General features: G+C 61.3%; 18 protein-coding genes. 4 read left to right on the top strand and 14 right to left on the bottom strand.

Annotation, left to right across the window (positions count from 1 at the left end):
• Positions 1-7 precede the first annotated feature (7 nt).
• Both J2W46_RS13235 and J2W46_RS13230 read right to left on the bottom strand, forming a co-directional pair.
• The gene (locus tag J2W46_RS13235) at positions 8-1,081 is read right to left on the bottom strand and encodes a glycosyltransferase family 4 protein (RefSeq protein ID WP_204521184.1); all 1,074 of its coding nucleotides are present in this window, start codon (positions 1,079-1,081) and stop codon (positions 8-10) included.
• Positions 1,081-2,334 carry an oligosaccharide flippase family protein gene (locus tag J2W46_RS13230; protein ID WP_310354284.1) on the bottom strand — a complete coding sequence of 418 codons (1,254 nt, stop codon included), beginning with the start codon at positions 2,332-2,334 and terminating at the stop codon, positions 1,081-1,083. The genes J2W46_RS13235 and J2W46_RS13230 overlap by 1 nt, the downstream gene beginning before the upstream one ends.
• A 370-nt stretch (positions 2,335-2,704) precedes the next feature.
• Here J2W46_RS13230 and J2W46_RS13225 point away from each other — a divergent pair, with 370 nt between their 5' ends.
• Complete coding sequence (locus J2W46_RS13225) at positions 2,705-3,907, top strand: glycosyltransferase (RefSeq protein WP_204521183.1); 1,203 nt, start codon at positions 2,705-2,707, stop codon at positions 3,905-3,907.
• Positions 3,908-3,967: 60 nt separating this feature from the next.
• Here J2W46_RS13225 and J2W46_RS13220 read toward each other — a convergent pair whose 3' ends face one another.
• Positions 3,968-5,116 (bottom strand): acyltransferase family protein, encoded by a 1,149-nt coding sequence (locus tag J2W46_RS13220; protein WP_020069793.1) that lies wholly within the window; start codon positions 5,114-5,116, stop codon positions 3,968-3,970.
• Positions 5,117-5,394: 278 nt separating this feature from the next.
• Between J2W46_RS13220 and J2W46_RS13215 the strand changes: the two genes are divergently transcribed.
• Positions 5,395-6,837, top strand: coding sequence for a hypothetical protein (locus J2W46_RS13215; RefSeq protein WP_310354282.1), 1,443 nt, complete (start codon positions 5,395-5,397; stop codon positions 6,835-6,837).
• Complete coding sequence (locus J2W46_RS13210; protein WP_310354280.1) at positions 6,834-8,051, top strand: glycosyltransferase; 1,218 nt, start codon at positions 6,834-6,836, stop codon at positions 8,049-8,051. The genes J2W46_RS13215 and J2W46_RS13210 overlap by 4 nt, the downstream gene beginning before the upstream one ends.
• Positions 8,052-8,149: 98 nt before the next feature.
• Here J2W46_RS13210 and J2W46_RS13205 read toward each other — a convergent pair whose 3' ends face one another.
• Positions 8,150-9,883, bottom strand: coding sequence for an FAD-dependent oxidoreductase (locus tag J2W46_RS13205; protein ID WP_204520316.1), 1,734 nt, complete (start codon positions 9,881-9,883; stop codon positions 8,150-8,152).
• A 169-nt stretch (positions 9,884-10,052) separates the two neighbouring features.
• Complete coding sequence (locus J2W46_RS13200) at positions 10,053-10,667, bottom strand: DapH/DapD/GlmU-related protein (protein WP_310065725.1); 615 nt, start codon at positions 10,665-10,667, stop codon at positions 10,053-10,055.
• Positions 10,668-10,850: 183 nt separating this feature from the next.
• Between J2W46_RS13200 and J2W46_RS13195 the strand changes: the two genes are divergently transcribed.
• Positions 10,851-11,345, top strand: coding sequence for a hypothetical protein (locus J2W46_RS13195; RefSeq protein ID WP_088173044.1), 495 nt, complete (start codon positions 10,851-10,853; stop codon positions 11,343-11,345).
• A gap of 31 nt (positions 11,346-11,376) precedes the next feature.
• Here the strand turns inward: J2W46_RS13195 and J2W46_RS13190 are convergent, their stop codons facing one another.
• The 9 genes from J2W46_RS13190 to J2W46_RS13150 form a co-directional block, all read right to left on the bottom strand.
• Positions 11,377-12,708: a glycosyltransferase WbuB gene (locus tag J2W46_RS13190; RefSeq protein ID WP_087751510.1), complete on the bottom strand. Its 1,332-nt coding sequence runs from the start codon at positions 12,706-12,708 to the stop codon at positions 11,377-11,379.
• A 63-nt stretch (positions 12,709-12,771) separates the two neighbouring features.
• Positions 12,772-13,914, bottom strand: coding sequence for a glycosyltransferase family 4 protein (locus J2W46_RS13185; protein WP_310354277.1), 1,143 nt, complete (start codon positions 13,912-13,914; stop codon positions 12,772-12,774).
• Positions 13,915-13,939: 25 nt separating this feature from the next.
• A complete protein-coding gene (locus tag J2W46_RS13180; RefSeq protein WP_088173046.1) occupies positions 13,940-14,896 on the bottom strand; it encodes a GDP-L-fucose synthase family protein in 957 nt (318 codons plus the stop codon).
• 5 nt (positions 14,897-14,901) lie between these two features.
• Positions 14,902-16,020 (bottom strand): GDP-mannose 4,6-dehydratase, encoded by a 1,119-nt coding sequence (gmd, locus tag J2W46_RS13175; RefSeq protein WP_087751513.1) that lies wholly within the window; start codon positions 16,018-16,020, stop codon positions 14,902-14,904.
• 118 nt (positions 16,021-16,138) lie between these two features.
• Entirely contained in the window at positions 16,139-18,373 is a 2,235-nt protein-coding gene (locus tag J2W46_RS13170) for a polysaccharide biosynthesis tyrosine autokinase (RefSeq protein WP_310354275.1), read from the bottom strand.
• 49 nt (positions 18,374-18,422) lie between these two features.
• On the bottom strand, positions 18,423-19,562 hold the full coding sequence (locus J2W46_RS13165) for a polysaccharide biosynthesis/export family protein (RefSeq protein WP_204520313.1): 1,140 nt from the start codon (positions 19,560-19,562) through the stop codon (positions 18,423-18,425).
• 68 nt (positions 19,563-19,630) lie between these two features.
• On the bottom strand, positions 19,631-21,016 hold the full coding sequence (locus tag J2W46_RS13160; protein ID WP_310354273.1) for an undecaprenyl-phosphate glucose phosphotransferase: 1,386 nt from the start codon (positions 21,014-21,016) through the stop codon (positions 19,631-19,633).
• A 52-nt stretch (positions 21,017-21,068) separates the two neighbouring features.
• Positions 21,069-22,616 carry a mannose-1-phosphate guanylyltransferase/mannose-6-phosphate isomerase gene (locus J2W46_RS13155; protein ID WP_020069780.1) on the bottom strand — a complete coding sequence of 516 codons (1,548 nt, stop codon included), beginning with the start codon at positions 22,614-22,616 and terminating at the stop codon, positions 21,069-21,071.
• Between the two features lie 86 nt (positions 22,617-22,702).
• Complete coding sequence (locus J2W46_RS13150; RefSeq protein WP_310354271.1) at positions 22,703-23,686, bottom strand: helix-turn-helix domain-containing protein; 984 nt, start codon at positions 23,684-23,686, stop codon at positions 22,703-22,705.
• Positions 23,687-24,413: the final 727 nt, after the last annotated feature.

The following is a 24,413-nucleotide window of genomic DNA, read 5'->3' as shown; positions in this document are numbered from 1 at the left end:
TCGGCGTTTAACGCGCCGACACTGCCGGGCACACTTGTCGCGCGATCGCGCGATATCGCTCAGCCGTGTCTCTAAGCGTGAGCCCTGCAAGCGATCTTTGCACGCGCTTCTCGCTCAACGCCTTTACGATGGCGTCGGCGTAACCGCTCACGTTGTCGGTATCGACCAGTTGCACGCCGGGGAAACCATTGGCGAATGCGAACGCCGGTATCCTGCTCGCGACGATCGGCACGCCCGAAGCCAACGCCTCCAGAAACGCGACGCTGTGCCCTTCCGAACGCGAAGGCATGACGAAAACGTTCGACTCGGAGAGCACGGTCGCCACATCGCTGCGCGGCCCGGCGACCACGACACGCTCTGCGATGCCCAGTTCTGTTGCGAGCGCAACGACCGCGCGCTGATAGTCGGGGTCCTCGACTACACCGTACAGCACGAGCCGTGCGTCGTCGATCTGCTTGAGCACTTCCCCGAAAGCGCGCACCGTGAGCAGCTGATTTTTGACAGACGCGTATCGACCGATCTGAACGATCTGCGGAACACTTGCAGCTCGCTGCGCACCGTCGGTAAATGCAAAGCGGGCAAGATCGACGCCGTTCGGCACCACCGTCATCGACGGATGCACGCCGATTGCCTGGATGTAGTCCGTGACGCCTTGCTGCGATACGCCGATCACGACGCTCGCGCGCCCCGACAGAAGATGTTCGATGCGCCGGAACAACGGGCGCTCGAAATCGTTGGTCGCGGAATGCATGACGTAGACGACAGGCACGCCCAGCGGCAACGCACGCGCGTAGAACGACGGAATAGTCGCATGCGCGAAGATCACGTCTGGGCGGAACCGCCGCACCGCGACGAACAGATTCCACAGTTTGCGTGCCGCGTGGTGCCGTTTCTGTGGAAACCAGCATTGCACGCCGTGCGCCTGCAACTCGCTCGCCAGCGAAGCGAAGTCGTCATGCGCAGGCAGTAGCGACCCCACGCATACCGCCATGCCGCCGGCGCACTGATCGAGCGCGAGGTCTTTCGCGAGCACTTCAGCGCCGGACAAGCGCGGCGCCAGTACGAGATGGAAGACGCGCATCATGCAGTCCTTGCTCTCAAGGTTCTATAAAGCATCCACGCCGCGGCGCAGCCGAGGCCCAGTGTCATCGACCATGCGATACCTGTCACGCCCCACCAGCGAACCCCGAGCGGCGCGCTGATCAGCAGCACCACGACCTGAATCGCCGACGCATGCACAGTCGCTTTGGCATCGCCGATTGCCCGCAAATACGAAACGAGCACCGCAATCAAAGCGCCGATTGCCATGTTGATGACAAGTATTCTGAAGAGCGGCACCGCGGGCAGCCAGGCCGCGCCGAGAATCAGCGAGAACATTGGCTCCGCGATCAGCCGCAGTAACTCGACAAACGCGGCGAGCCCGATCGCGGCCGCCAGCAGATAAACCCTGATGAGGCGCGACGCCGCCTTGGGATCGCGGCGATGATGCGCGGCAAAAGTCGGAAACAGGTATTGCGACATCGCGATCGCCGCATCGGCCAGCAGCATCTGCGCGAGACGCGACGACATCTGATAGCCGCCGAGTTGCGCGGGTCCGAGCAGCTTGCCGACCACCACCTTGTCGAACTGGTTGAGCAGCAGGTTGATCACACTGCTCGCCCAGATCCACCGACTGAAGCCGACATACTGGCCAATGCCGGACCACACCGGGCGCACCGGCGGCCTGGGTGTCATGGTGGCCCACGTCAGCACGCTTTTGAGCGATTCGCCGGCGACGAGGCCGATCAGTACCGAAGCGGCGCCCGCGCCGAAGTAAGCGAGTGCAAGGCCGACCGAACAGTCGACAAACGCCGCGGCCACCTCAACGCCCGCAATATGCTGAAAGCGCCGCTCGCGCTGGACCACGTAATAGGTCGGCGACGCGAGCCCGCGCAACAGCGGCAGCAACGCGGCAAGCTGGATCAGCACGAGCGATCCGTCGAGATGAAACTGACTGCTCAGTAACGGCGCGAGCGCCACCAGTAACAGCGAAATCAATAAGCCACGCGCCGTTAGTGTGGTCCATACCGCGCCGAGCTGCGAGCGCGTCGGTGCGTGCTCGCCTTGAATGACTGCCTGCGCGAGTCCCGTGTCGGATAGCGCCTCGGCAATCGCGACCGCGAGCAAAGCCACGCTCACACTGCCGATCGCCGCCGGCCCGAGCATCCGGCCGATCGCAAGAAATTTGATGGCCACCAGTCCACGCACCGCGAACTGTTGCAATAACACCCATGTCGCCGCGCTCGCGCCGAAACTGCTGGCTATCGAGAGCGCGGGAAGCCTGATCGCCCGCAAGCTGGTTCTCCGTCTAATTGCAGCGCTTTGCAGCGGTTTAACCAGCGTGTCGTGACTCGCTGTGAACGCCGCGGCGCCTGATTGGAATTGGTCCCGCCAGCAAGCTGGCGACGGTTCATGTATCACCGTAAGCAGGACCATACCGCGAGACATTCGCCGTCAACCGCCATCAACCAGGCGGCTTCGGCCCAAGCCTTTGTCTGGTAGTACGTTTACCCACACAACGCGAGAGATAGGTGTTTTTCATGCGGTGGCGAGTGCTACCGTTATTCATCTGACGCCACGGCAGAGCCCGCGGCTCGGGCCATTTCCGCTCGCTGCGGAGAACCCGCTGACGCAATTCGTCCACCCATGCACGCCTATTTTCACTATGCCTACCGACGTGATCGAACCTGACTTTGTCCTGATCGTGGAGCCCAATCTCACCGGCCACCGGTGGCGGTATGCCGAGTGGACGATGCAAGCCTGCGCAGAGGCCGGCTATCCGTGCATTCTCGTCACTGAATGCGCCAACGAAGATCACCGGCTCGCCAAACAGATCACCGCAGCCAACCGCCCCGATCAGCAGATTGCCTTTGTCGATCCGGACGAAAGCCGCACTCACCGTTTGCGCGAGCGCAATCAGTACTGGCGCTTTCACAACTATTTCCAGCGTGCATATCGCATTCTCAGCCGCACTCAGTCGATCCGGCTGGTCGTCGTGCCCTATGCCGATTATTTCTTCAATGGACTGCCGTTTCTCGGGTCGCCGTTCGGCAAGACGCCATGGGTCGGCATTACGATGCGCTCGACGTTTCATCATCACAAGGTCGGCATCAAGGCGCCCGATCGTCCGCTCGTCAACGCCATCAAGGCACAGTTGTTCAAACGCGCGGTTCGCACGCCGGGACTGCGCACGTTGCTGAGCATCGATCCCACCTTGCCGGAATGGGCGGCGCTCAATACGTCGAAAGACAGTGCAAAGGTCGAGTATGTGGCCGACCCTTTCCCGGATGAACGCGCGGAAGATCCTGCACTCGCGCGCGAGCGGCTCGGGCTCGATCCCGCGCAACGCTACCTGCTCGTGTACGGTGCGATTACTGAGCGCAAAGGCATCTACGAACTCGTTCATGCGATGACGCGTCTCGAGAGCGCCCCCACGCTGATCGTTGCAGGCGAACAGGATCCAGGTACGCGGCACTTCATGCGCAATCACGTTCGCAGTCTGACGCCCGCGCCGCTCGTGCTGGATTCGTTTATCTCCATCGACATGGAGCGCGATCTGTTCTCCGCGTGCGACGCGGTATGGCTCGGCTACAAAGGCCATTACGGCATGAGCGGCGTGCTCGTGCAGGCTTACCGATTCGGCAAGCCGGTAATCGCAACAGAAGACGGGCTGATTGGCTGGTTTAGCAGGCGCTGCGAACTGGGACCGATACTGAGCGACCTGAGCTCCGCGTCGATCGGCAAGGCCATTGCCGAAACAATGACTTCGTGGCCGCACGAACATGCAACGGCATCGTCGCGCGACAATCTACTGTCGCGGAATACGCTCGGCGAATTCAAGCAAACCTTGCTGCAACAGATGGCGTGATTTAACCGCCATCCGCATGATGTGCGCCGCCGGTCCCGCCGGCGCACATCATGCGTTTACTCATGACAACTGCCCGCTGGCCACAGGCACTTCCTCGCGCACCGAGCTGCTGCGCTTTTCCGGAAACAACGCGTTGCGCATCAGCAGGAACGGATATTCGATTGCGCGCGTAGTCACATAACCGATCACGATTGCGATGACGAACTGCGCCGTGAGCGCAACGATCCAGATGACGCTGGGCGCGAAGCCAAGCGCGGTGGCCTTGCGAATCACCATGTCGCCGGGAGCGAGCGCGAGAGAGTGCCACAAGTAGATTCCGTACGAATACAGACCCACCCAGGCCACGCCGCGATAAATCCATGTCGTGCGCAGCGACCCCGAGTACTCCAGAACCAGCACGATCAGCGCCGCAAAACCGAGTGCCTGGATCGTGTATCCAATGCTTTCGTCGAGTGCGATGTTGCTCGTCGCCAATACGAGCCATGCACATAGCAGCGCGACGCTCCCGATCAGCAGCCATTTGCGCTTAGCGATCTGGTGATAGATGCCCGGCTTCATCCAGTAGATCGCGGACAGGATCACGCCAATCAGCAAGCTGTCGATGCGGTACTGGGTATAAGCAAACGCCCCTTGCAGATCGCCGCCCGCCACCGCAAAGCAGCGCGCTGTGAGCGTTACCGCACAGATTGCCGACAGTACGCCGATGATCGTCCACGCGCCGAGTCGCAAGCGTGAGAAAAGCAGAAGCAGCGCCGGCAGCACGAGATAAAAATGTTCTTCCACCGCGAGACTCCATGTCTGCGTGATCGAAGTGCCGAGGTAATTCTGCAGATGCGTCATGTTCTGGAAAAGAAATGTATTCCACGGATGCCGGCCGGCCAGCACATGGAAAACAATCAGAACGTAATACGCGGGCCAGATACGGAACATCCGCCGCACGATAAAGCGGCGCGCGTCGACATGACCCGTTTCAGCGTATTGCCGAAGCAGCAGGCCTCCGACGAGAAAGCCGCTCAATGTGAAGAAGAGATTGACGCCCTCTCGTCCAAAGTTCTTGAGTGGATACTCGATAATCTGAAGGAGTACATTGTCGGTATGAACAGCGTGAAAGTGAAAGCCCATCACCGCAATGATTGCGATGCCACGAACGAAGTCCAGTTCGATCGCACGTCCGGCTTTCGCGGGTCCCGTCCCGCCAAATAGCTTCATTTTGTTTTCCCCTTTCCGTTTTTTCGGTCGCATCCCCCGTCTTTGCATCTTCGGTGTCGGCAGGTACAAGCGACCGCCAAGATCAAGGCATTCACCGACAATAACGGAGAGCTTGCGTGCGTCTCGCAGGCATAGCCCTTTCCACTGTCGCCAGAATCCAGGCAGGCGGAGACGAACAGCAATTTGCGATATCCGCAAGCACAAAGTTGCGCTCACAATGACCCGACGCGAGACCGTCCGCTTAGACGACGGCAAACGGCGACGGGGAGGAAAAAAGAATGCGCCATCAGTATGCAGCACCTTGGATATGGATTTTTCTGTTACCGCTTGCGCTGGACTACAAGGCCACCAACGCGACCACGGGCCATTTCGCCCAATTCATATTCGTCGCTCCAGCAGTGGCAGCGGGGCTCGCCCTCCTGCTCATCGCACCGCGCTTTCACGAGCGCTCCCGGCTTCGCACGATCGTCACCACGAGCCTGCTGTTGTGCGTATTCGGTAGTGTCGTTGCGCAACTCATCCAGGATAACGACGGCGGCAACTATTTACGCGTGCTGCTGCCGTTCATGCTTTTCCTGCTCGGCTATCTTGTCGCGTGCAGACCGTGGAGCGAGCAAAGAATCGCGCAGTTTGAAAAAGCGCTCTTCGCGGCGAACGTAGTCAGTCTCGTGTTCACCTTCGTCTATGGTCTCGCGACGAGCGGCGGCCTGGACGACGCGCGCTTTCGCATCATCTCCGTAACTTTGCTCGGACTGCAAGGCGTGCTGCTTCACGAATTCGTGGTCGCCAAACGCTATTCGCCGTTCACCATCGCCGTGTTTGCCGGCACCGTGATTGTCGAACTGCTGAGCGTGACTCGCAGCCTGCTGGTCGGTACGGTGCTTCTGTTCGTGATAGCAATGGCACTGAGCGCGCCGTCGATGCGGCAGATCTGGCGTGCCGTCGCTCGCGGCCTCATGGTTGTCGTGGTGTTGGCAGGCGTGGCGGGTATCGCGGTATTGGCGGTTCCCAATGTCGCGGAGCACTGGACGCAGCGCATTTTCGTGGCGGAAGCAACCATCTCCGGCAAGGATCCGACCACCATCACGCGTCTGGCTGAAATGCGTGACCAGTATGACCAGGTCACCGCCTCGCCGGAAACGCTGCTGTTCGGTGCGGGCTACGGGCACTACTACCGTTATTCGCCGGATTACCTGCCGGACCTTGCAGGCCAGTTCAGCAAGCAGGATTTCTACGCGATCAACGAATGGGCTGCGGGCCACAACTTCTGGGTCTACCAGCTGTTCGCGGGCGGGCTCGTGTTCGGTATCGCGATGCCTCTCGCCACACTCGGCGCGCTCGCGCTCTGTTTCTTCGCCTATCGCTACTGGCGCTCGGTAGTACCCGATGCACCCATGCTGCCGATACTCGGCCGCGCGATCATGCTGTTCGCCGCGTTGCCGGCCACCTCTATTGGCGGCAATCCACTTGGGCCTCGCTTTTCGGGGCTCGTATTCGGCATTGGACTCGGTTTGATGATTGCCACTTACACGCGTTTGCAGCGCGCGCTGCCGGCACGCGCGAATCGCATGAACGCCGCGCGCCGCATGCGGGCCGCCGCCTCGCCTGACCTGCCGCGCCGCATGCAACCAGGCATGGGCCGCACAGATGTTGCCAGTACGCTGGGCATGTCGCAGACGGCACGGCTGCCGCGTTCCAACCGACCGGATATCGCGCGATGAAAATCCTACACGTGCTTGCAAGCGTCGATCCGCGCGCCGGCGGTCCAGTTGAAGGCGTTCGCCGTAGCGGCGTGGCCATGCAGGATGCCGGTCATGAAGTCGAAGTTGCCACCTGCGATGCCCCGGACGACCCATACCTCGCGGCTTTTCCGTTCCCGGTTCATGCGTTCGGTCCCACGACCAACCGCTACAGCTATAGCGCCTATCTCGCGCCGTGGCTCGCGAATCATGGGAAGCACTTCGACGCCGTCGTCGTGCACGGCCTGTGGCAATACCATGGCTTTGCGACATGGAAAGCGCTGCATGACAGCGGCGTGCCGTACTACGTGTACACGCACGGCATGCTGGACCCGTGGTTCAAAGAGGCGTATCCGCTCAAGCATCTGAAGAAGTGGCTTTACTGGCCGTGGGCTGAGTATCGTGTGCTGCGCGACGCGCGCGCTGTGATCTTCACCACCGAAGAAGAACGCACCAGGGCCCGCCAATCGTTCTGGCTCTATCGCGCTCGCGAGCGCATCGTGCCGTTCGGAACAACGGTGCCCAAGGTCGACGCAGCGTCGGTACGTGAAGCGTTTTTGCAGGCAGTACCCAGCGCACGCGGCAAACGCGTCGTGCTGTTTCTCGGCAGAGTGCACGCGAAAAAAGGCTGTGATCTGCTGATCGACGCATTCGCTCGCGTGGCCAAACGTGACGAGAGGCTACATCTCGTGATCGCCGGCCCGGATGAAACCGGCTGGGCCGCGAGTCTGCGCGCTCAGGCGCAGGCTGCCGGGATCGCGCATCGCATGAGCTTGCCGGGTATGCTGCAGGGCGATCTGAAGTGGGGAGCCTTTCACGCAAGCGACGTATTCGCGCTGCCGTCACATCAGGAGAACTTTGGCGTCGCGGTAGCCGAGGCGCTCGGCTGCGGCCTGCCCGCGTTGATCTCCGATAAGGTCAACGTGTGGCGCGAAATCGAAGAAGACGGCGCGGGGCTGATCGGCCCCGACACCGTCGAGGGCACCGAAAACAGCCTGGTTCGCTGGCTGGAACTGGACGACGTTGCTCGTGAAGCGATGCGTGTGCAAGCCGCGCGCACATTCAACGCCCGCTTCAGGATCGAAACCATGGTGAGCGCGTTGACCACCTTGCTTGAAACGAGAGGCGGTCACCACGACGAAGCAGAGAAGGCCACGCTCCCCGCTTTTCGCAAAGCCACTCAGCAGGCTCGCTGACATCCATAAAAAAGGCGGCGCTTATATAAGCGCCGCCTTTTTTAATTCCAGGCGACGCCGCGTTCACCGCGCCGTCGCCTTTTCATTGCACTGCCGGTTCACTGCTCCTTCATCAACGGCGTCAACGTCGAGGCCGCGATCGGCAGCGTCTCTACCGGCGACTGCGCCGGCGTAACACCGCTATTGGCCGCTTCCGCGCGCGTATTGCCGACGATGTTCGGAACGTCGAGCTGCCGGGCCAGGTGGCCGGCGAGCCGCAACGACAACGCGGCGATCGTAATGGTCGGGAAGTTCGCGCCGACAGTCGGGAACACCGAACTGCCGCCAATGTAAAGATTGCTGATGCCGTGTACCTTGCAATCGCGATCGACCACGCCCTCGCGCGGCGAATCATGCATGCGCGTCGTGCCCATGTGATGCCACGTCCCTTCCAGTTTTTGCGGCCAGGCCCTGCCTTCGAGCGGCGCATCGAGCTGGACTTCGGCGACGCGTGCGAGCCGCAGTTCCTTCGCGAGCGCGTCGAACGTTTTGTCGAAGGTACGCTTCACCTGGTCGCCGAGGCGCCAGTCGACCTTCACGCGCGGCATGCCGAACTGATCGCGCTTATCGGCGCTCAGTGTGACGCGGCTATCCGGATCGGGTACTGCCTCGACGATTGCCTGCAGCGTGACGTCGGTGATCAGCGCCGGCCACTGTAGCAGCCGCGTCAAGCCATATCCCACCGTATGCAGAGGATGCGCCGCCATCGTCGCAATGTCCGCCTTCAGGCTGCGCCCCGGCTGGTCCTTGTGCATCAGCGCTTCCTTGCAGCGGATCAGCGCCTCGGAGCCCGCACTGCCTTCGCCGTACCACCGCGAATAAAGCCACACGCGAGAATTGAGCAGTTTTTCGCGCTCCATCATCTCCGGTCTCGGCGCGAACTGAGAAGAGATCTTCGTTCCGTGTGCCGAGACAGCCGGGTTCTGGTAGTGGTACTTGATGTCATACAGCTTGTTGCGCGCAACGCCCGGCAGGAAACGCACTTTCCCCGACATCATGCGCGGGTGATCCATGAAGTAGCGTCCCACCAGATCGTTCGCGTTGCCGAGTCCCGCCGCCTGCACGTTGTTCGAAGCAAGCAGCAGGCGCGCGTTCTCGATTCCGCCCGTGGCCAGCACGAAGATGCGCGCCTTCACGGTCATCCTGCGGCCGCTGAGCGTGCCGACCTGCACTCGGGTGATCGTCGTGCCTTGAGCATCCGCGTCGATGTTCAGAACGTTCGCGTACAGAAACACGCGCACGCGCGTAGAGCGCGCCAGTTCCTCGCGATACACCTTGCCGAAGCGCACCGGAGGGCTGAACTGGGCGACGGTGTCGCGCATATCGCCGGTGCCTAGCGGAATGCGGCGCACGTCCGGGCGGCCGATCTCGCGCTCCCAGTAGGCGGGGTCGAAGGTTTGAGGGCCGAGCTTCAGCAGATCGTGCGTGCGCGCATAGTATGGCGCGAGCTCGTCCAGACCGAACGGCCAGCCGCTATGCGGAATCCAGTCGCGCTTCTCGAAGTCCCACGGATCGAGCGGGCGGCACCAGCCGCCCCAGCAGTTGCTGCTGCCGCCAAGGTAGCGGCTGCGCGAGCCGTCCGCGAACCGGTACGGCAGCCCGGCGTTCTCGCCGCGATAGAGGTCGCGTGTCTCCTCGTCGGGAACGAGGCCGCCGCTTTCAAGCATGCAGGTATCCACGCCAATCCGCGACATTTCACGAGCGAGCGTAATGCCCGCGACCCCTCCCCCGATGATGCAAACCGTCGTTTCAATGACCGTGTTTTGCTCGACATTGCGAGTATCGATGAACATCCGCAGCTCCCGTATTCTTCATAATGTTTGTGGGGCGTCGCTGGCTCGCAAGCGAGCGGCTTGCGAGCAACGCGCCCATATGCCGTGACCGGATGTGCCATTTCTCCGGTTGCCACCACGTCGGTCTCCTCAGCGTATAAACGCTGCGGCTTTACTTCTGTGCTTCAGGTCACGAAAGAAACCTCTTCCGTAAAAAACGGCACGGATTTCCGCCATACACGCCCTCGGCTTCAAGCGAACGATGTACGACCGACAGCGGCGTGACGACTGCCGAGCGGCCGATCGTCACGCCCATTTGCACGACGCATTTCGACGTGATCCACACGCCGTCCTCGATCACAATAGGCGCTACCCGCAGGTCCATCGTCGTGCTCATGTCATGCGAGCCGGCCGTGAGGAACGTCCCTTGAGAGATGCACACATTCGAGCCGATGCGAATCGGTGCCTGGTTGTAGATCCATACGTCGACGCCAAACCAGCACTTGTCACCGACCTCGAGATTCCATGGCGCCTTCACGCGCAATGGATGCACGAAACGGCACCCTGTACCGATCTTTGCACCGAAGAGGCGCAGCAAAGCCACTCGCACGAATGAGAACGGCAGTAGCTTGTTGTTGATCACGCACGCTTCCACGAAGAACCAGATGAGCTCTACGAGCGCACTGCGCCCCGCGCGGTAATTCCCCTTGCCGGCGAGACTCAGGTCGATGACGCGGCGCCCTGCGGCGCCGCTTTCTGCTTGCGGCGCACATGCGAGCCGCGGATCGTCAGCAATGTTGCCCATCATCTTCCTCCATACCTTGCTTTCCTGCGTATATACACAGGGATACTGATTAGTTTGCTGAGAGTGGCATTGGCCGCCAAGGTACGTTCAAACGTGTCGGTCCAGGCAAGCGTTTTGGCGGCTACGTGCATGGATTCTGGCGCACGATATCTTCACCACAACTGTATTAACCCGGGGACCACAATGACCACTTCGCTTCAACGTACTGCCACCTGCATGCTCGTCCTTGCCGCCGCGTGCGCAGGACCCGCGCTCGCCCAGAACGCCGCGCCCGCGCGAGCACCGGCAATGACCGCCACCGCGCCGACCGGCTATGGCGCGCCCCAGCAAGCTCCCATCGATCGCCGCGCCGTGCAGCGCAAGCGGGAGCAGAAGCTGCTCGGCGCGCCCGACGGATACGGCGCCGCCGATGCACGAGGTGGCAACATCGACGACGCACGCCGCGCGGCGTTGATGGACGAGCAACGCATGACTGTTATCGGAGGCGAGCAAGCCGGTCAGCAGGGCGCCGCGGGTAAGCGCAAGGCGCCTGCCGCAGCCAACGGCCAGTTGCGCGTGGCCGACGCGGCCCCCGGCCAACGCGCGGCGGACAAGCTGCTGCCCGAAGGCGCGGCCAAGGCCGCCTACACCGACCCGTACGCAACGGGTAAGCGCTCCGTCTACCGGTCGCCGTGGTGATTGCGCATTCATGAGAAGGCCGCGTGCCGGTTCAGTCCGGCGCGGCATCCTCCGTAGTAGCCGGCTTTGCGTGCGGCACCGCCACCGCTGAAGGCCTTGCGTCGAAATACGTCTTGCTCGCTTTCGCACGCCTTCTTCCTGCCGCGCGGCACAGCATTCCAACGCGTTCTTCAAACGTACTGATCGTCGAATCCGGCGACAGCGTGCTCTCCGCATAGTCACGCCCGGCGCGGCCGAGTGCTGCCCGCCGCTGCGAGTCGTTCGCGAGTGCAGTGATAGCGCCGACCAGCGCCTTCACGTTATCCGGCGGCACAACTACGCCACGCGAATGCACCGCCTCGTGAAGCGCCGTGCCGCGCCGTGCCATCGCAATCGTCGCGCGACCGCTCGCGAGCATGCCGGTCAGCTTCGACGGCATCACCAGATCGGCCGCATCGGCGCGTTGCGGCAGCACGTGAATGTCCGCGAGATTGAGCAATTCGTTCAGGCGCTCCACCGGCTGCAGCGGAAGAAAGATGCAGTTCGGCAACGCGGCGCAGCGCTTGACGAGGTTCTCTCTCGCGGCGCCGCTACCGCAGAACACGAACGTGACGTCGGGGCGAAACGCGAGCGAGGCCGCCGCTTCCGCAAGCGTCTCGATACCCTGCTTCGCGCCCATGTTGCCCGAGTACAGAACGACCTTCTGCTCGTCGGATATGTTGAGCAGGCTTCGATACTCGCTCGGCCGCGACAGCGGGAACACCGCTGACACGTCGACCCAGTTGGGCAGGCACACCACCTTCGAAGGCTCGACGCCCTTTGTCGACGCACGCGCGCTCATTTGCCGCGTGATGGACGACACTGCATCGAAGCGGCGCAATAACTGGCTCTCGATCCAGCGCGCGATCCGCGCGGCACGCGAGCCTTTGAGCAGGCCGAGTTCAAAGGCGGCGTCGACCTCATAGTCCTGAATGTGCAGCCACGCGCTCGCGCGGGCGACCTTAGCGAGCGCGATCGTCGCGGGGGCGCACATCAAGGTCGGTGCGATCAACAGTACTGCATCGGGTCGCCAGAAGGCCTGCAACGCGAGCAACGGCAAAGAGGTTGCCGCGAAGCTGGCCAGATGAATCATCCGCTTCACGCCGCTCGGGCGTGAAGGCACCCATAGCGGCGCGCGCCATACCGTGACACCGTCGCGCTCTTCCCGACGATAGCGCCACGATGTGTACCCCGAGGAAACTCGCCAATCCGGGTAGTAAGGCGGAGCGCATACCACGCGGACGTCATGCCCCCGGCTCGCAAGCAGCGCGGCCATTTCTGCCGTGTACTTGCCAGTCCCCGTGAGTTCGGGCGCGTAATTGAGGCCGTAGATCAGGATCTTCATTGTGCGTGTCTGAACGTGTTTAAGGCTGCTATGCCCGACCTCGCGGCGACGCCGCGACGCCCGTCAATCGCTCAGCATCAGCGCACAGCCCCGGGCAATATTGGCGGCTGCAGAAGGCGGATCGAAACGACGAATTACATCCATGCACCGGTGAGCGGTGCCGCTCGCATCGGCGAAAGCCTCCATCGCCTTCAGGAGCGTGCGCTGCAATCCGGCAACGTCGCCGGCGGTAAACGAATAGCCGCTCACTCCATCGACGACGAGTTCCGGCACGCAGCCGCAGCTTTCGCTGACCACTGCCGGACAACCGTGCGCGAGCGCCTCGTTCACCACGAGGCCCCACGGCTCGCTATAGCTCGGCAACACCATGCACGTCGCGCCGTAGTACTCCCGCGTGAGCGGCTCGTCCTGCAGACTGCCGGCGAAAGTCACCGCACCGGTCAGTTGCAGTTCCGCGACCTTCGCGTGCAATGCGTCGGCCATCGGCCCCGTGCCGACAATGCGCAACTGTGCTGCAGGAATACGCTTGCGCAGGCCGGCGAACGCTTCGATCAGCGTGCCGATGCCCTTCTCTTCCGACAGACGTCCCACGTACAGAAAAACCGGGGGATTGCCGGCGCGCGCGGCGACGCGCTCCACTAACGCGCGTTCCGGAGAAAACGAGCCCGGCAACGCGGCCGCCTGGCACGGCACGAAGATCTTCTCCTGCTTCGCGCCGAGCGACAGCAGATAATCGCGGCTGCGTTCGCCGAACCCGAAATAGCCGTCGCACAGCGAAAAGAACACGCGCTTTGGAATCGACGTAATGAGCTTCTTCGGCCGATCCCGCGCTGTCGAATCGCAAAACACCGCGCGCCGCTTGCCCGTCACGATGCACGCCGCAAGCATCGCCCAATATTCCGGACGATGATAGCCGGGAAGCACGATCAGATCGGACTTGGCCTTCAGCACCTCCCATGTGAGCCGGGCGATCATCTTGATTGTCGGCACGTCTTCGTAGCAGCCGTCGAACAGCTTCTGCATCGGATACCGATGGTACGAATAATCGACATCGGAGAAGCCAATGCGGTCGTGCTCGGTATCGGCGATCTGGACCATCGAATACCGAATTGCTCCGGATGCCGAAATATTATGCAGCGCAGAAAAGACGACACCTTTGTGACGCGACCATACGACGTTGTGGAAGATGGTGACTGATGCAGACATTTTTATGCAGCTCCTCGACAAGGCGTCATTGCATGGCAGCCGTAGTCGCCGACCCGGTATACGATTCGACGAAATCCCGATACGTCGACGCGATTCCCTGCTCGAGTCCGATCGTCGAGCGCCAGCCCATCTTCCCAAGACGCGAGACGTCGAGCAGCTTGCGCGGCGTGCCATCCGGCTTCGACGCATCGAACACCAGTTCGCCTTCGAAACCCACCACCTTGCAAATGCACTCCGCCAGTTCGCGAATCGACAGATCTTCGCCGACGCCCACGTTGAAGAGACCTTCGGTCACGTTGTTTTCAAGCACAAACAACGTGGCCGCTGCCAGATCGTCGACATGCAGGAACTCGCGGCGCGGAGTACCGGAGCCCCACACCGTCAACGTGTCCGCTCCGTTCAGCTTCGCTTCATGCGCCTTGCGCAACAGCGCTGGCAACACGTGACTGCTGTTCAGGTCGTAGTTGTCGTTCGGGCCATACAGATTGGTCGGCATCAACGACACATATTGCGTGTTGTATTCGCAGTTGTACGCCTCGCACAACTTCACGCCCGCGATCTTCGCAATCGCGTACGCGTCGTTGGTGGGCTCGAGCGAGGAGGTCAACAGATATTCCTCGCGAATCGGCTGCGGACACTGCTTCGGATAAATGCACGACGATCCGAAGAAGACAAGCCGTTCCACCTGTGCGCGATACGCCGCGTGAATCACGTTGGTTTCGATCACCAGGTTTTCATAGATGAACTCGCCCGGCCGCGACGCGTTGGCAAGAATGCCGCCCACGCGCGCCGCGGCCAGCAGCACGACATCGATCTTCTCCGCCTGAAAGAAGCGGTTCACGGCTGCCTGATCCGTGAGATCGAGTTCGACGCGCGACCGGGTAATCACGTTGGTATAGCCCGCGGCAGCGAGCCGTCTGACCAGCGCAGAGCCGACCATGCCGCGGTGCCCCGCGACGAAAATGCGTGAATGTTTGTTCATCGCAGTCACTCGTGATGTTCGAGCGCCGTGAAACCGGCGAGCGTGACGAGCGCGTCACGACGTGCAATCTGAAAGTCGGAGCGAACCATCTCCTTGACGAGCGAAGCGAACGACGTGGTCGGCTGCCATCCGAGCTGCGCATGCGCCTTGGACGGATCGCCGAGCAGCGTCTCGACTTCCGCCGGGCGGAAGTAGCGCGGATCGACGCGCACGATCACGTCGCCCGGCGACATTCTGGTTTCGCGCCCTTCCACCTTCTCGACAATGCCGATTTCCTCGACACCTGTGCCCTCGAAACGCACGGTAACGCCCAGTTCGGCGGCAGCGTGCTGAACGAACTGACGCACGCTGTACTGCACACCAGTGGCGATGACATAATCCTCCGGCCGCTCCTGTTGGAGCATGCGCCATTGCATCTCGACGTAGTCGCGCGCATGGCCCCAGTCGCGCAACGCGGAAAGATTGCCGAGATACAGCGTTTTCTGCATGCCGACCGCGATACGTGCAATGGCACGCGTGATCTTGCGCGTCACGAAGGTCTCGCCGCGTACGGGGGATTCGTGATTGAACAGGATCCCGTTGCATGCATAAAGGCCATAGGCTTCGCGATAGTTGACGGTCGTCCAGTACGCGAACATCTTCGCCACCGCATATGGGCTGCGCGGATAGAACGGCGTGGTCTCCGATTGCGGCACCTGCTGGACGAGGCCATACAGTTCCGAAGTTGACGCCTGATAAAAGCGCGTCTTGTTCTGGAGTCCCAGGATGCGGATAGCCTCGAGAATGCGCAGCGTGCCGAGACCGTCCGCGTTAGCCGTGTATTCCGGCTCTTCAAACGATACTGCAACGTGACTTTGCGCCGCCAGGTTGTAAATCTCGTCCGGCTCCACGCGTTGAATCACGCGCAGAATACTGGTGGAATCCGTCAAATCCGCATGATGCAGAAAGAGCCGCTGTTCCGGATCGTGTGGATCGCGATACAGGTGATCGATTCGATCTGTGTTGAATAGCGACGAGCGGCGTTTGATGCCGTGAACTTCGTAATCCTTAGCGAGTAACAGCTCGGCAAGATACGACCCGTCCTGCCCCGTGATCCCCGTGATCAGCGCGACCTTGCGTTTCATGAAGCTTCCCCTTTTGAACTTTTTAGTACTTGTGGCGAGAAAACTCAGCCCCGATTTTCAACCTGTAATACTGTCTTTCAACCCGCGATACTGTCTTTTCAACCCCGATACTGTCTTTTCAACCCGCGATACTGTCGTATCCGTAATAGCCGCCCTGATAACCCGAACCGAGGAATGCTCCTTCCTGCGGCACATCAGTGAGCAATACACCTCTGAGTCCGACGCCTCCATTACGAAGACGCTTGGCGGTCTCCGCAATTTCATTCACCGGATGACGGCCATGGCGCACCACCAGCAGTGTCGTACCCGCATGCTTGCCGATCAGCGTCGAATCGGTCACCGCAAGAACCGGCGGCGTGTCGATGATCACCAGGTCGTAACGCGCCTTCAGTTCTTCGAGCATCGACTCGAAGCGCGAACTCATCAGCAGTTCGGACGGATGCGACGGCAGCGTGCCCTTCGCCAGCACGTCCAGACCCGGCAGCACGTCCCGCTGGATCATCGACGCGAGATCGCCGCCGCTCAGTACATCCGACAAACCGGGTTGATGCGCGATGCCGAAATGCGAGTGCACGTCACCGCGCCGCATATCGCCGTCGATAACCAGCACTCGTTTGTTCGCCGACGCCACCAGTGCCGCCAGATTCACCGACAGGAACGACTTGCCCGCGTCGGGCCGCGAACCCGTGATCATCACCACATTATTCGGTGCGTGGTCGAGTGAAAGCTGCAGCGAGGTACGCAGATTCCGCACGCCTTCGACGGCGATATCTTCCGGTGCCTGCTGCGCGAGAACATGCAAGCCGCGACGACGCAACATGACGTTTTCCTGCAACCGCAACTGCGTCTGGCTGCGCGGCACCACGGCGAACACCGGGACGCCCAGCACCGCTTCGAGCTCGTCAGGACGCTCCACGCCGCCGTACATCGCGCGCTTGAAGAAGGTCAGCATGATGCCGAGCACGAGGCCGCCGCCAAGCGCGATCAGGATTGCGATCACGCGCTTCGGACGGACCGGCTCATCCGGCGCCTCGGCGAAATCGACCACCCGCACGTTGCCCACCTGACCAGCCTTCGCCACGCGCAGTTGTTGCGCGCTATTGAGCAGGTTCGTGTAGAGCTCGGTATTGACATGCACATCGCGCAACAGACGCAACGCGGTCTGCTCCGTGTCTGGCATTACCGATACGCTGCGGTTCATATTGGTCTGCGCGCCTTGCAGTGCTGCGATTTGCGCATCCAGCGATGCAACCGCCGGGTGGTTCGCAGTGAAGCGTTGCGACATCTCCGCACGCTGCGTTTGCAGGTCCAGCAGCTTGGTCTTGTTGTCGACGATCTGCTGGAGCAGCAAGCGGCTCTCTTCGCCAAGATCCACCGTACCGTGCGTATTGCGGAACTTGTTGTAGCGCTGTTCGGCGTCGTCCAGCTCCTTGCGCAAGCCCGGCAATTGCTGATCGAGGAATGCGAGCATGTGCTCGGCTTCCGTCGAACGGCTCGCAACGTCCTGGCGCACAAATTCACGCGCCATGCTGTTGACGATCGCCGCGGTCAACGCGCTGTCGCCGCCTTCGAGACTCGCGCGGATCACGCCGGACTGCAGCGTGGTTTCCTGCACGACGAGCGCTTTCTGCAAACGATCAACCGTGCTCAACGTCGATGCACGCGACAACTCGAACTGCGAGCCCGGCGCGCCGGTCAGCGAATCGACACGCAGGGCGATCGGACCGTCCGCCGTGTCGGTTTCCACCGTTTCGCCAACGTGGCCAGACAGAATCGCAATGCCGTTCTTGTCGCGCAGCACATACGAACGGTCGTTGCCGGCGATCAGCGTGAACGTCGTGTCGTACATCTCTTTCGACGTGTCGAAACGCGACACTGCGATACTTTCATTGCCCCACGCGTAGCCGGACAGATTGACGAACTGCGGCAGTTTGAAGCCCCACTGCCCGTTCACGAGCCCGGCAATCAGGCTGCCGATAACCGGCATATAGCGCGGCGTAGCGGTGATGTCGAGATGCAGTTTCTTAACGGTCTCCTCGGTCACGAGACGCGATTTGAGCAGCTCGATTTCGGCCGCGGTCGACGGCTTCGTATCGAACATCCCCGTGAGCGGCGGCAAGGAGTCCTTGCCGTTCGCGTTGGCATTCGCCGTCTTGTCCTCGACGTGAAACAACACATCCGCTCGATACGTTGGCGGGGCCAGGAAAGCGTACGCGCACCCCAGCGCGAGCGCGATCAGCGTCACCATAGCAATGGTGCGCCAGCCCCGCACGATCGTGCGGAGATAGTCCGACAGATGAAGCTCGTCCGGTCCGGACACGTCGGTGTAGCGGTTTTCGAAATTGATTGCCATTTTGGTCACCCAGCGGAACCCGGCGGTTCTGATTTACGTTATAGGGTCGTTATTTCGCGAGCACGGCACCAGTCACAGCCGCATTGATTGCCGGCAGCAGCAGGTTCAACACACGGTTAAAGCGAACCAGTCCGCCCTGACCGACATACACCACGTCCTTCGGTTGCAGCTCGAACTGGTTGGCGAGAATCATCGAAACCGGCGAGGTTGCGTCGAGGTGATAGACCTGTGGCGAATCGCTCGTCGAGTTGCGGATCACGAACAGTTGCCGCGTGGCGGCTGTGTTCGAATCGAAGCTGCCGCTATCCGAAATGGCTTGCGAAAGCGTCAGCGAACCGTTGCGCATCGGTGTGATCGTCGCAGGCTTGTTCACTTCGCCCATCACATAGACACCGCTGTCTTCGCGCGAAGCCACGCGGATCGCGTCGCCCGGTTGCAGATAGATGTTCGACGGGTTGTGTCCGCGCTTGAGCAGCTCGTCCATGTTCAGCTGATACGTGACGCCATTACGAACCAGCTCGACGCGGCTGCGATCGGCATTCGGGCTGAAGCCACCGCCCTGGTTGATCGCGCTCGTGAGCGACATCGAAATGTCGTTGATCGACTGCGTGCCGGGCGTGCGCACTTCACCGTCTACGTAAATCTGCGCAGCGCGGAAAGACGCTACACGCACGGTCACTTCCGGCTTCTGATAGACCTTGCTCAGGCGGCTATACAGTTCCTTCTGGATCGTGCCGACGTCTTTGCCTGCCACGTGCACCGTGCCCGCGTACGGGAACTGCACATCGCCCTTTTCGTCGATAAGAAAGCCCGATGCCGCGTCGGTCGTCTTGCCGTTCTGCGCCGGCTGGCCCAAAGCTGCCGCGAGTTCCGGGTGATCCCACACGACGATTTGCAGCACGTCGCCGGGGCCCACGCGATAGGGGGTCGGCTTGCCGAAAAGCGCCAGTGTTTCGGGCGGCAATGCGGCAGTGGTTTGCTCGGTGCGCATCTTGCGCACCAGCGACAGATTGATATCGGTAATCGGTATCGTCTGTTGCTGCGCGGGTTCGGTGCTGAAATCGCCACCTGTTTCCTGAAGCATGGCCGGTGTGTCCATCCGCTGACCAGGCGCGGCGGCGCAGCCCGCGAGCAATGCAGCGATGGCGAAAACCGTAAGACTTCCCGTGCGTGTACCAAGCGAGCTCATAACATTTCCTCCTTGCGCGGGAGCGGCGTTCCCCAGATAAGGCGACGCCCCGCGTGCTTTGTTAACAACTAGTAAGCGTTTCGATGCACCAGTCCGGCAACAATCGTCGCGCCGATGATCCGCATGTCGAGTGCGAACGACCAATGCCCCAGGTAGTAGAGGTCATGTTCGACGCGACGTTCCATTTTTTCTATGCGGTCGGTCTCGCCACGAAAGCCGTTGATTTGCGCCCAACCTGTAATGCCCGGCTTGATCCGATAGCGATTGATGTAGCCCGCGACCACTTTCTGATAGAGGTCGTCGTGCTCGAGCGCATGAGGACGCGGTCCAACGACCGACATGTCGCCACGCAATACGTTAAAAAACTGCGGCAGTTCGTCGAGGCTCGTGCGGCGCAGGAACGCACCCACCTTCGTCACGCGCGGATCGTTGCGCGTGGCCTGTTTGACGGTGCCTTTTTCTTCGGTGTGCAGGCGCATCGAACGGAACTTGTAGATGGTGAATACGCGTCCGTCCGCACCCTTGCGCTTCTGCCTGAAAAACACCGGCCCACGCGAAGACAGCTTCACCGCAATGGCGATCGCAACCAGAACCGGAGCAAGGCAAAGGAGCGCGGCGGCCGCGAAGAGGCGGTCGAAGATCTCCTTCTTCAGCATCGAGTTCGCCGAAAGCGGCGACGCAACCAGGTTGATCGCCGGCACGCCGAGAAGGTCGATCACGCCGCTGCCTTCGAAGAGTGCCAGGCTGCGCACGTCGGGCATGAAACGGATGTTCACCAGATCGTCGCGGAACTCGCTGACGAGCGAACAGATCAACGGCTCTTCGGAGAGCGACAACATCAGCCACAACTCGTGAACATCGTTCGTGCGGATGTATTCAGCGAGCGCATCCACACTGTCGAACACCGGCACCCGCGTACTCGTGACCGGCGACTTCTCCGGGCTCGTGTTGTAGACCGCCGTCGCGCGAAAGCCCGTGGTGGGTGCGGATTCGATACGGCGAATGATCGCGTCGCATTGCGAGCCGCTCCCTACTATCGCCACCTGATGCAGATTCATGCCCGCACTGCGTGCTCGCGCAAGCACCGCATGCGTGATGAGCCGGTACGAGATCAGCAAGCCACCTGTTACGGCAGTCCAGTACGAGAACCACAAACGCGACACGAAGTCGATCCGATGCAGCGAATACATGAGCACGAGCGCACTGCCCTGCACGATCAGCCATGCAAGCGACACCTGACCGGCCAGCATCAGCTTCGAGCGGCCGCGCCACGATTCATACACGCCGAACGCGGGAAAGATCGCCAGCGCGAAGGCAGCGGCAAACATCACCAGCGCCCAATAGAAACCAGATTGAGCGAGGTAATCGAAGCGGATCTGCGACGCTACCGCCGCACCCGCCAGCACCAACGCGACATCGAACATTCGCGCGAGCAAATCCTGAAACTTGCGCATTTTGCTTACCTCGTACTGGCCGTTCCTGTTCGCAACCCGTCCGGCCCGCTGCCTATGAGCAACGGCCGTAGTTGTCGTTGAATCGCACGATGTCGTCTTCGCCCAGATAAGTACCCGACTGGATTTCAATAATTTCGAGCGGCACCTTGCCCGGGTTTTCGAGCCGGTGGCGCGTGCCGAGCGGGATGTAAGTCGACTCGTTCTCGCTCAGCAGGAATTGCTCTTCGCCTCGCGTGACGAGCGCCGTGCCGCGCACCACGACCCAATGTTCTGCGCGGTGATGATGCAGCTGGAGCGAAAGCTGTGCGCCGGGCGACACGACGATGCGCTTCACCTGAAAGCGCTCGCCGTGATCGATCGAATCGTAAAAACCCCACGGGCGATGCACCTTGCGATGCGCATCGGCTTCCGGTGCGTGCTGCGCCTTGATGCGCGACACGAGACCCTTGACGTCCTGCACATGCGAGCGGTCCACCACGAGCACCGCGTCGGCGGTTTCGACGACCACGACATTCGTCGTGCCGACGCACGCAACAAGGCGTCCTTCGGAATGCGCGTAGCTCGACACCGCTCCTTCGAACGTCACGCGGCCACGCCCTGCGTTGCCGTTGGCGTCTTTCTCCATCGCGGCCCACACCGCATCCCACGAACCCAGATCCGACCAACCGGCCTCCAGCCTGACGACCACACCCGCCGGCGATGCGCCGTCTGCGTGAGCAGGCTCGGTCGCATTTGCGTCCGGTGTATCGGTCAGGCGCTCCATCACGGCGTAGTCGATCGAATCGGCAGGCGCGCTAAGGAACGCGTCGACGAGCGGCCGGAAATACGCGCCTTCGCTGCGCCCGTCACGGAACGCGCGCTCGCACGCAGCGTGCATCTCGGGCTGGAGGCGCGCGAGGGTGTCGAGCCACACGCTCGCACGCACGATGAAGATGCCGCTATTCCACCAGTACGTTCCCGCGGCAACGTACTTCGCAGCGAGTTCCTCCGCTGGCTTCTCCACGAAGCCGTCGATCGCATGCCCACCGTCGGGCAGCGCGGCACCGATGCGGATATAGCCGAAGCCAGTATCCGGCCGCGTGGGCGGCACGCCCAGCGTCGCGATCGCGCCTCGTTCCGCGTAAAGCGCTGCGCTTTCCAGCGCGGCCTGCAATGCGCCGAGATCCGCGATCGAATGATCGGCCGGCATCACGACGAGAATGCCGTCCTTACCGTCCGCACACGCAAGCGATGCCGCGAGCGTAAGCGCGGGCGCCGTATCGCGACGAGCGGGCTCGACGATCAGGCGCGCCTCGACACCGTTCTCATGCAACTGCTCGGCAATCACGAAGCGGTGCTCTTCTCCGCAAACGATGATGGGCGAAGCGTCGACCTGCCAGTTCGACGGGAATCCGTTCATGCGCCGCGCAGTGGCTTGCAGCAGAGAATCCGAACCCACCACGTCGATAAGCTGCTTCGGATAGTTCTCGCGCGACACCGGCCACAGCCGCGTGCCCGATCCGCCCGCAAGGATGACGGGGACGATGCGCGTGCAACGCGCGCCGGTTGCCTCGCCACTCGCATTGGAAGACGCGCCGTTTTCGGTTCCCTGAGTCAACATATTCGTAATCCTTATGATTCTTCAATAACGCCAGAGCAGACGTGGCGACTGCGTGTATCAGGCGGGCCCGGTTCGCGCCGTCGAGGCTATTGGCCCACCATGCGGCGGCTTTGAATCCGGAACTCCGTAGGCGAAATTCTCATTCGCTTGCGAAACACCTTCGCGAGCCTGTCACCGTTGCCCATGCCGGTGCGTCGCGCGATTTTGTCGACCGGCAGTTCGGACTCGGTCAACAGACTGCACGTCACCGCGAGACGCTCGTGCAGCAGAAAACTGGAGGGCGTAATGCCCATTTCCATCTTGAAGCGGCGCAGGAAGTTGCGCTCGCTCATCGCCGCGAACTGCGCAGCGTCGGCAATCGAAATCGACTGCTGACAGTTTTCCTGCAGCCAGCGCGCCGCCGCGCGGACCTTGTCACCCGGCGTGAGCGCGCCGTCTTCGCTCAGCAGCGGACCGAGGTTCGAGCACGAATCGGCCAGCAAACGCTCCGCAACGGTGCGCGCGGTCGCGGCGCCCAGATCGCGCTTGATCATTGCGAGCGCACTGCGCATGGACTCGAGACGATCGCCTGCGTCGGCGGTCTGCTCGGTCTGGCGCGGCAGTGTCGACGGCTCGCGCAACTCGCTGCCGCCGGTTGCGTCGGGCACATACGCCGCGTCGAGCAGTGCGCGCCCTTCCGCGATCGGCCGGATCATCCCTGTGTTGTGACGCACGCGGCGCAACCAGGCAATCAGGCGTTCGTCCTTCGCAGCGGCCAAGGCACCCTTGCCGCCGGCCACGTACAACGCGTCGAAGCCGCTGTAATGTCTCGCGTCGAGTCCATCCGTCCACACTCGCAGAGCCGACGATGAAGTCACCATGCCGCCGTCTGCCGACAGGAAACACACGTCATAAGAACAGCCGCCGGAGCCCGTGGACGCGAGATCGTTCGCCGCCTGAAACACTTCGGCTACGACGCCGGCGCCTTGCAGCGAGCAGTCGTTGAACATCAATATCGCGATGCGACGCATCCCTTTGTTCGGTGCGTGCACCCAGCGCAGCATTGCTGACTCGAGACTCGCGCAGGTCATAGCTATCCTCACCAGAAAACGGCTTCCTTCACCGTCACGGCCACTACGGGCCGACTCCGAGCAGTGCATCATAGCCACCCTAAATCAAGTATTTAGCCGCCATGACCGATAGTGTTGACATGTTGGCGCATTGACAGGGGTGGCTCGCCGGTGATTTTCGGCAATATTCTGCCGACACCGAATTGCACCGAATTAATTGCCGATTCCGCATATCATTGAATTGGCGTTGTGCGAATGTTAGTGCAAACCAGGAGCGCATTTCGTTCGCCACCGCACACTGGATCACGACTCAAAAAAGGACGGTTACAATCCGATCCGCGCGCGCCGGTCGCTGTTATAAAGCTGTTTTTGCCGGTTTCTGCGCGATGTGCAGATGTTTTCTCCTCCACGCCAGGGCTCGCCGCCCAACTTGCTGCGCAACTTCGCGAGTTCGATGGACACCACGCACTTCAATAGCGCAAAGAAGTGTCTAATATAGGCGCGTTACTGCTCACTTAAATTATTTAATTTGTTCTTATTGGGCGACTTGAATATAAAGATGCCGATTAATGTTTCAGACCTGAAACATCGAAATAACATCGGATAACGGGGCAGCGCAAATGGCGGACCAGAAGCGTAAGGCGCGAGACCGCAAACCGGCGGAAACCGCCACGAAATTGCGGAATTGCACTATGCGCTTTCCGCAACACGCCGAAACGGACGCTACACCGAGGCGGCTCTGACCTGG

The sequence above is a fragment of the Paraburkholderia strydomiana genome (assembly GCF_031456815.1).
Lineage (GTDB): Bacteria > Pseudomonadota > Gammaproteobacteria > Burkholderiales > Burkholderiaceae > Paraburkholderia > Paraburkholderia caledonica.
Note: the sequence above shows the minus strand (reverse complement) of the source record. Positions and strands in the feature narration are given on the sequence as shown.

Bases quoted from the DNA above. Each gene is read 5' to 3' on its own strand.
- J2W46_RS13235 (WP_204521184.1), bottom strand. From the start codon at position 1,081: ATGCGCGTCTTCCATCTCGTACTGGCGCCGCGCTTGTCCGGCGCTGAA.
- J2W46_RS13225 (WP_204521183.1), top strand. From the start codon at position 2,705: ATGCCTACCGACGTGATCGAACCTGACTTTGTCCTGATCGTGGAGCCC.
- J2W46_RS13220 (WP_020069793.1), bottom strand. From the start codon at position 5,116: ATGAAGCTATTTGGCGGGACGGGACCCGCGAAAGCCGGACGTGCGATC.
- J2W46_RS13215 (WP_310354282.1), top strand. From the start codon at position 5,395: ATGCGCCATCAGTATGCAGCACCTTGGATATGGATTTTTCTGTTACCG.
- J2W46_RS13210 (WP_310354280.1), top strand. From the start codon at position 6,834: ATGAAAATCCTACACGTGCTTGCAAGCGTCGATCCGCGCGCCGGCGGT.
- J2W46_RS13205 (WP_204520316.1), bottom strand. From the start codon at position 9,883: ATGTTCATCGATACTCGCAATGTCGAGCAAAACACGGTCATTGAAACG.
- J2W46_RS13200 (WP_310065725.1), bottom strand. From the start codon at position 10,667: ATGGGCAACATTGCTGACGATCCGCGGCTCGCATGTGCGCCGCAAGCA.
- J2W46_RS13195 (WP_088173044.1), top strand. From the start codon at position 10,851: ATGACCACTTCGCTTCAACGTACTGCCACCTGCATGCTCGTCCTTGCC.
- J2W46_RS13190 (WP_087751510.1), bottom strand. From the start codon at position 12,708: ATGAAGATCCTGATCTACGGCCTCAATTACGCGCCCGAACTCACGGGG.
- J2W46_RS13185 (WP_310354277.1), bottom strand. From the start codon at position 13,914: ATGTCTGCATCAGTCACCATCTTCCACAACGTCGTATGGTCGCGTCAC.
- J2W46_RS13180 (WP_088173046.1), bottom strand. From the start codon at position 14,896: ATGAACAAACATTCACGCATTTTCGTCGCGGGGCACCGCGGCATGGTC.
- gmd (WP_087751513.1), bottom strand. From the start codon at position 16,020: ATGAAACGCAAGGTCGCGCTGATCACGGGGATCACGGGGCAGGACGGG.
- J2W46_RS13170 (WP_310354275.1), bottom strand. From the start codon at position 18,373: ATGGCAATCAATTTCGAAAACCGCTACACCGACGTGTCCGGACCGGAC.
- J2W46_RS13165 (WP_204520313.1), bottom strand. From the start codon at position 19,562: ATGAGCTCGCTTGGTACACGCACGGGAAGTCTTACGGTTTTCGCCATC.
- J2W46_RS13160 (WP_310354273.1), bottom strand. From the start codon at position 21,016: ATGCGCAAGTTTCAGGATTTGCTCGCGCGAATGTTCGATGTCGCGTTG.
- J2W46_RS13155 (WP_020069780.1), bottom strand. From the start codon at position 22,616: ATGTTGACTCAGGGAACCGAAAACGGCGCGTCTTCCAATGCGAGTGGC.
- J2W46_RS13150 (WP_310354271.1), bottom strand. From the start codon at position 23,686: ATGACCTGCGCGAGTCTCGAGTCAGCAATGCTGCGCTGGGTGCACGCA.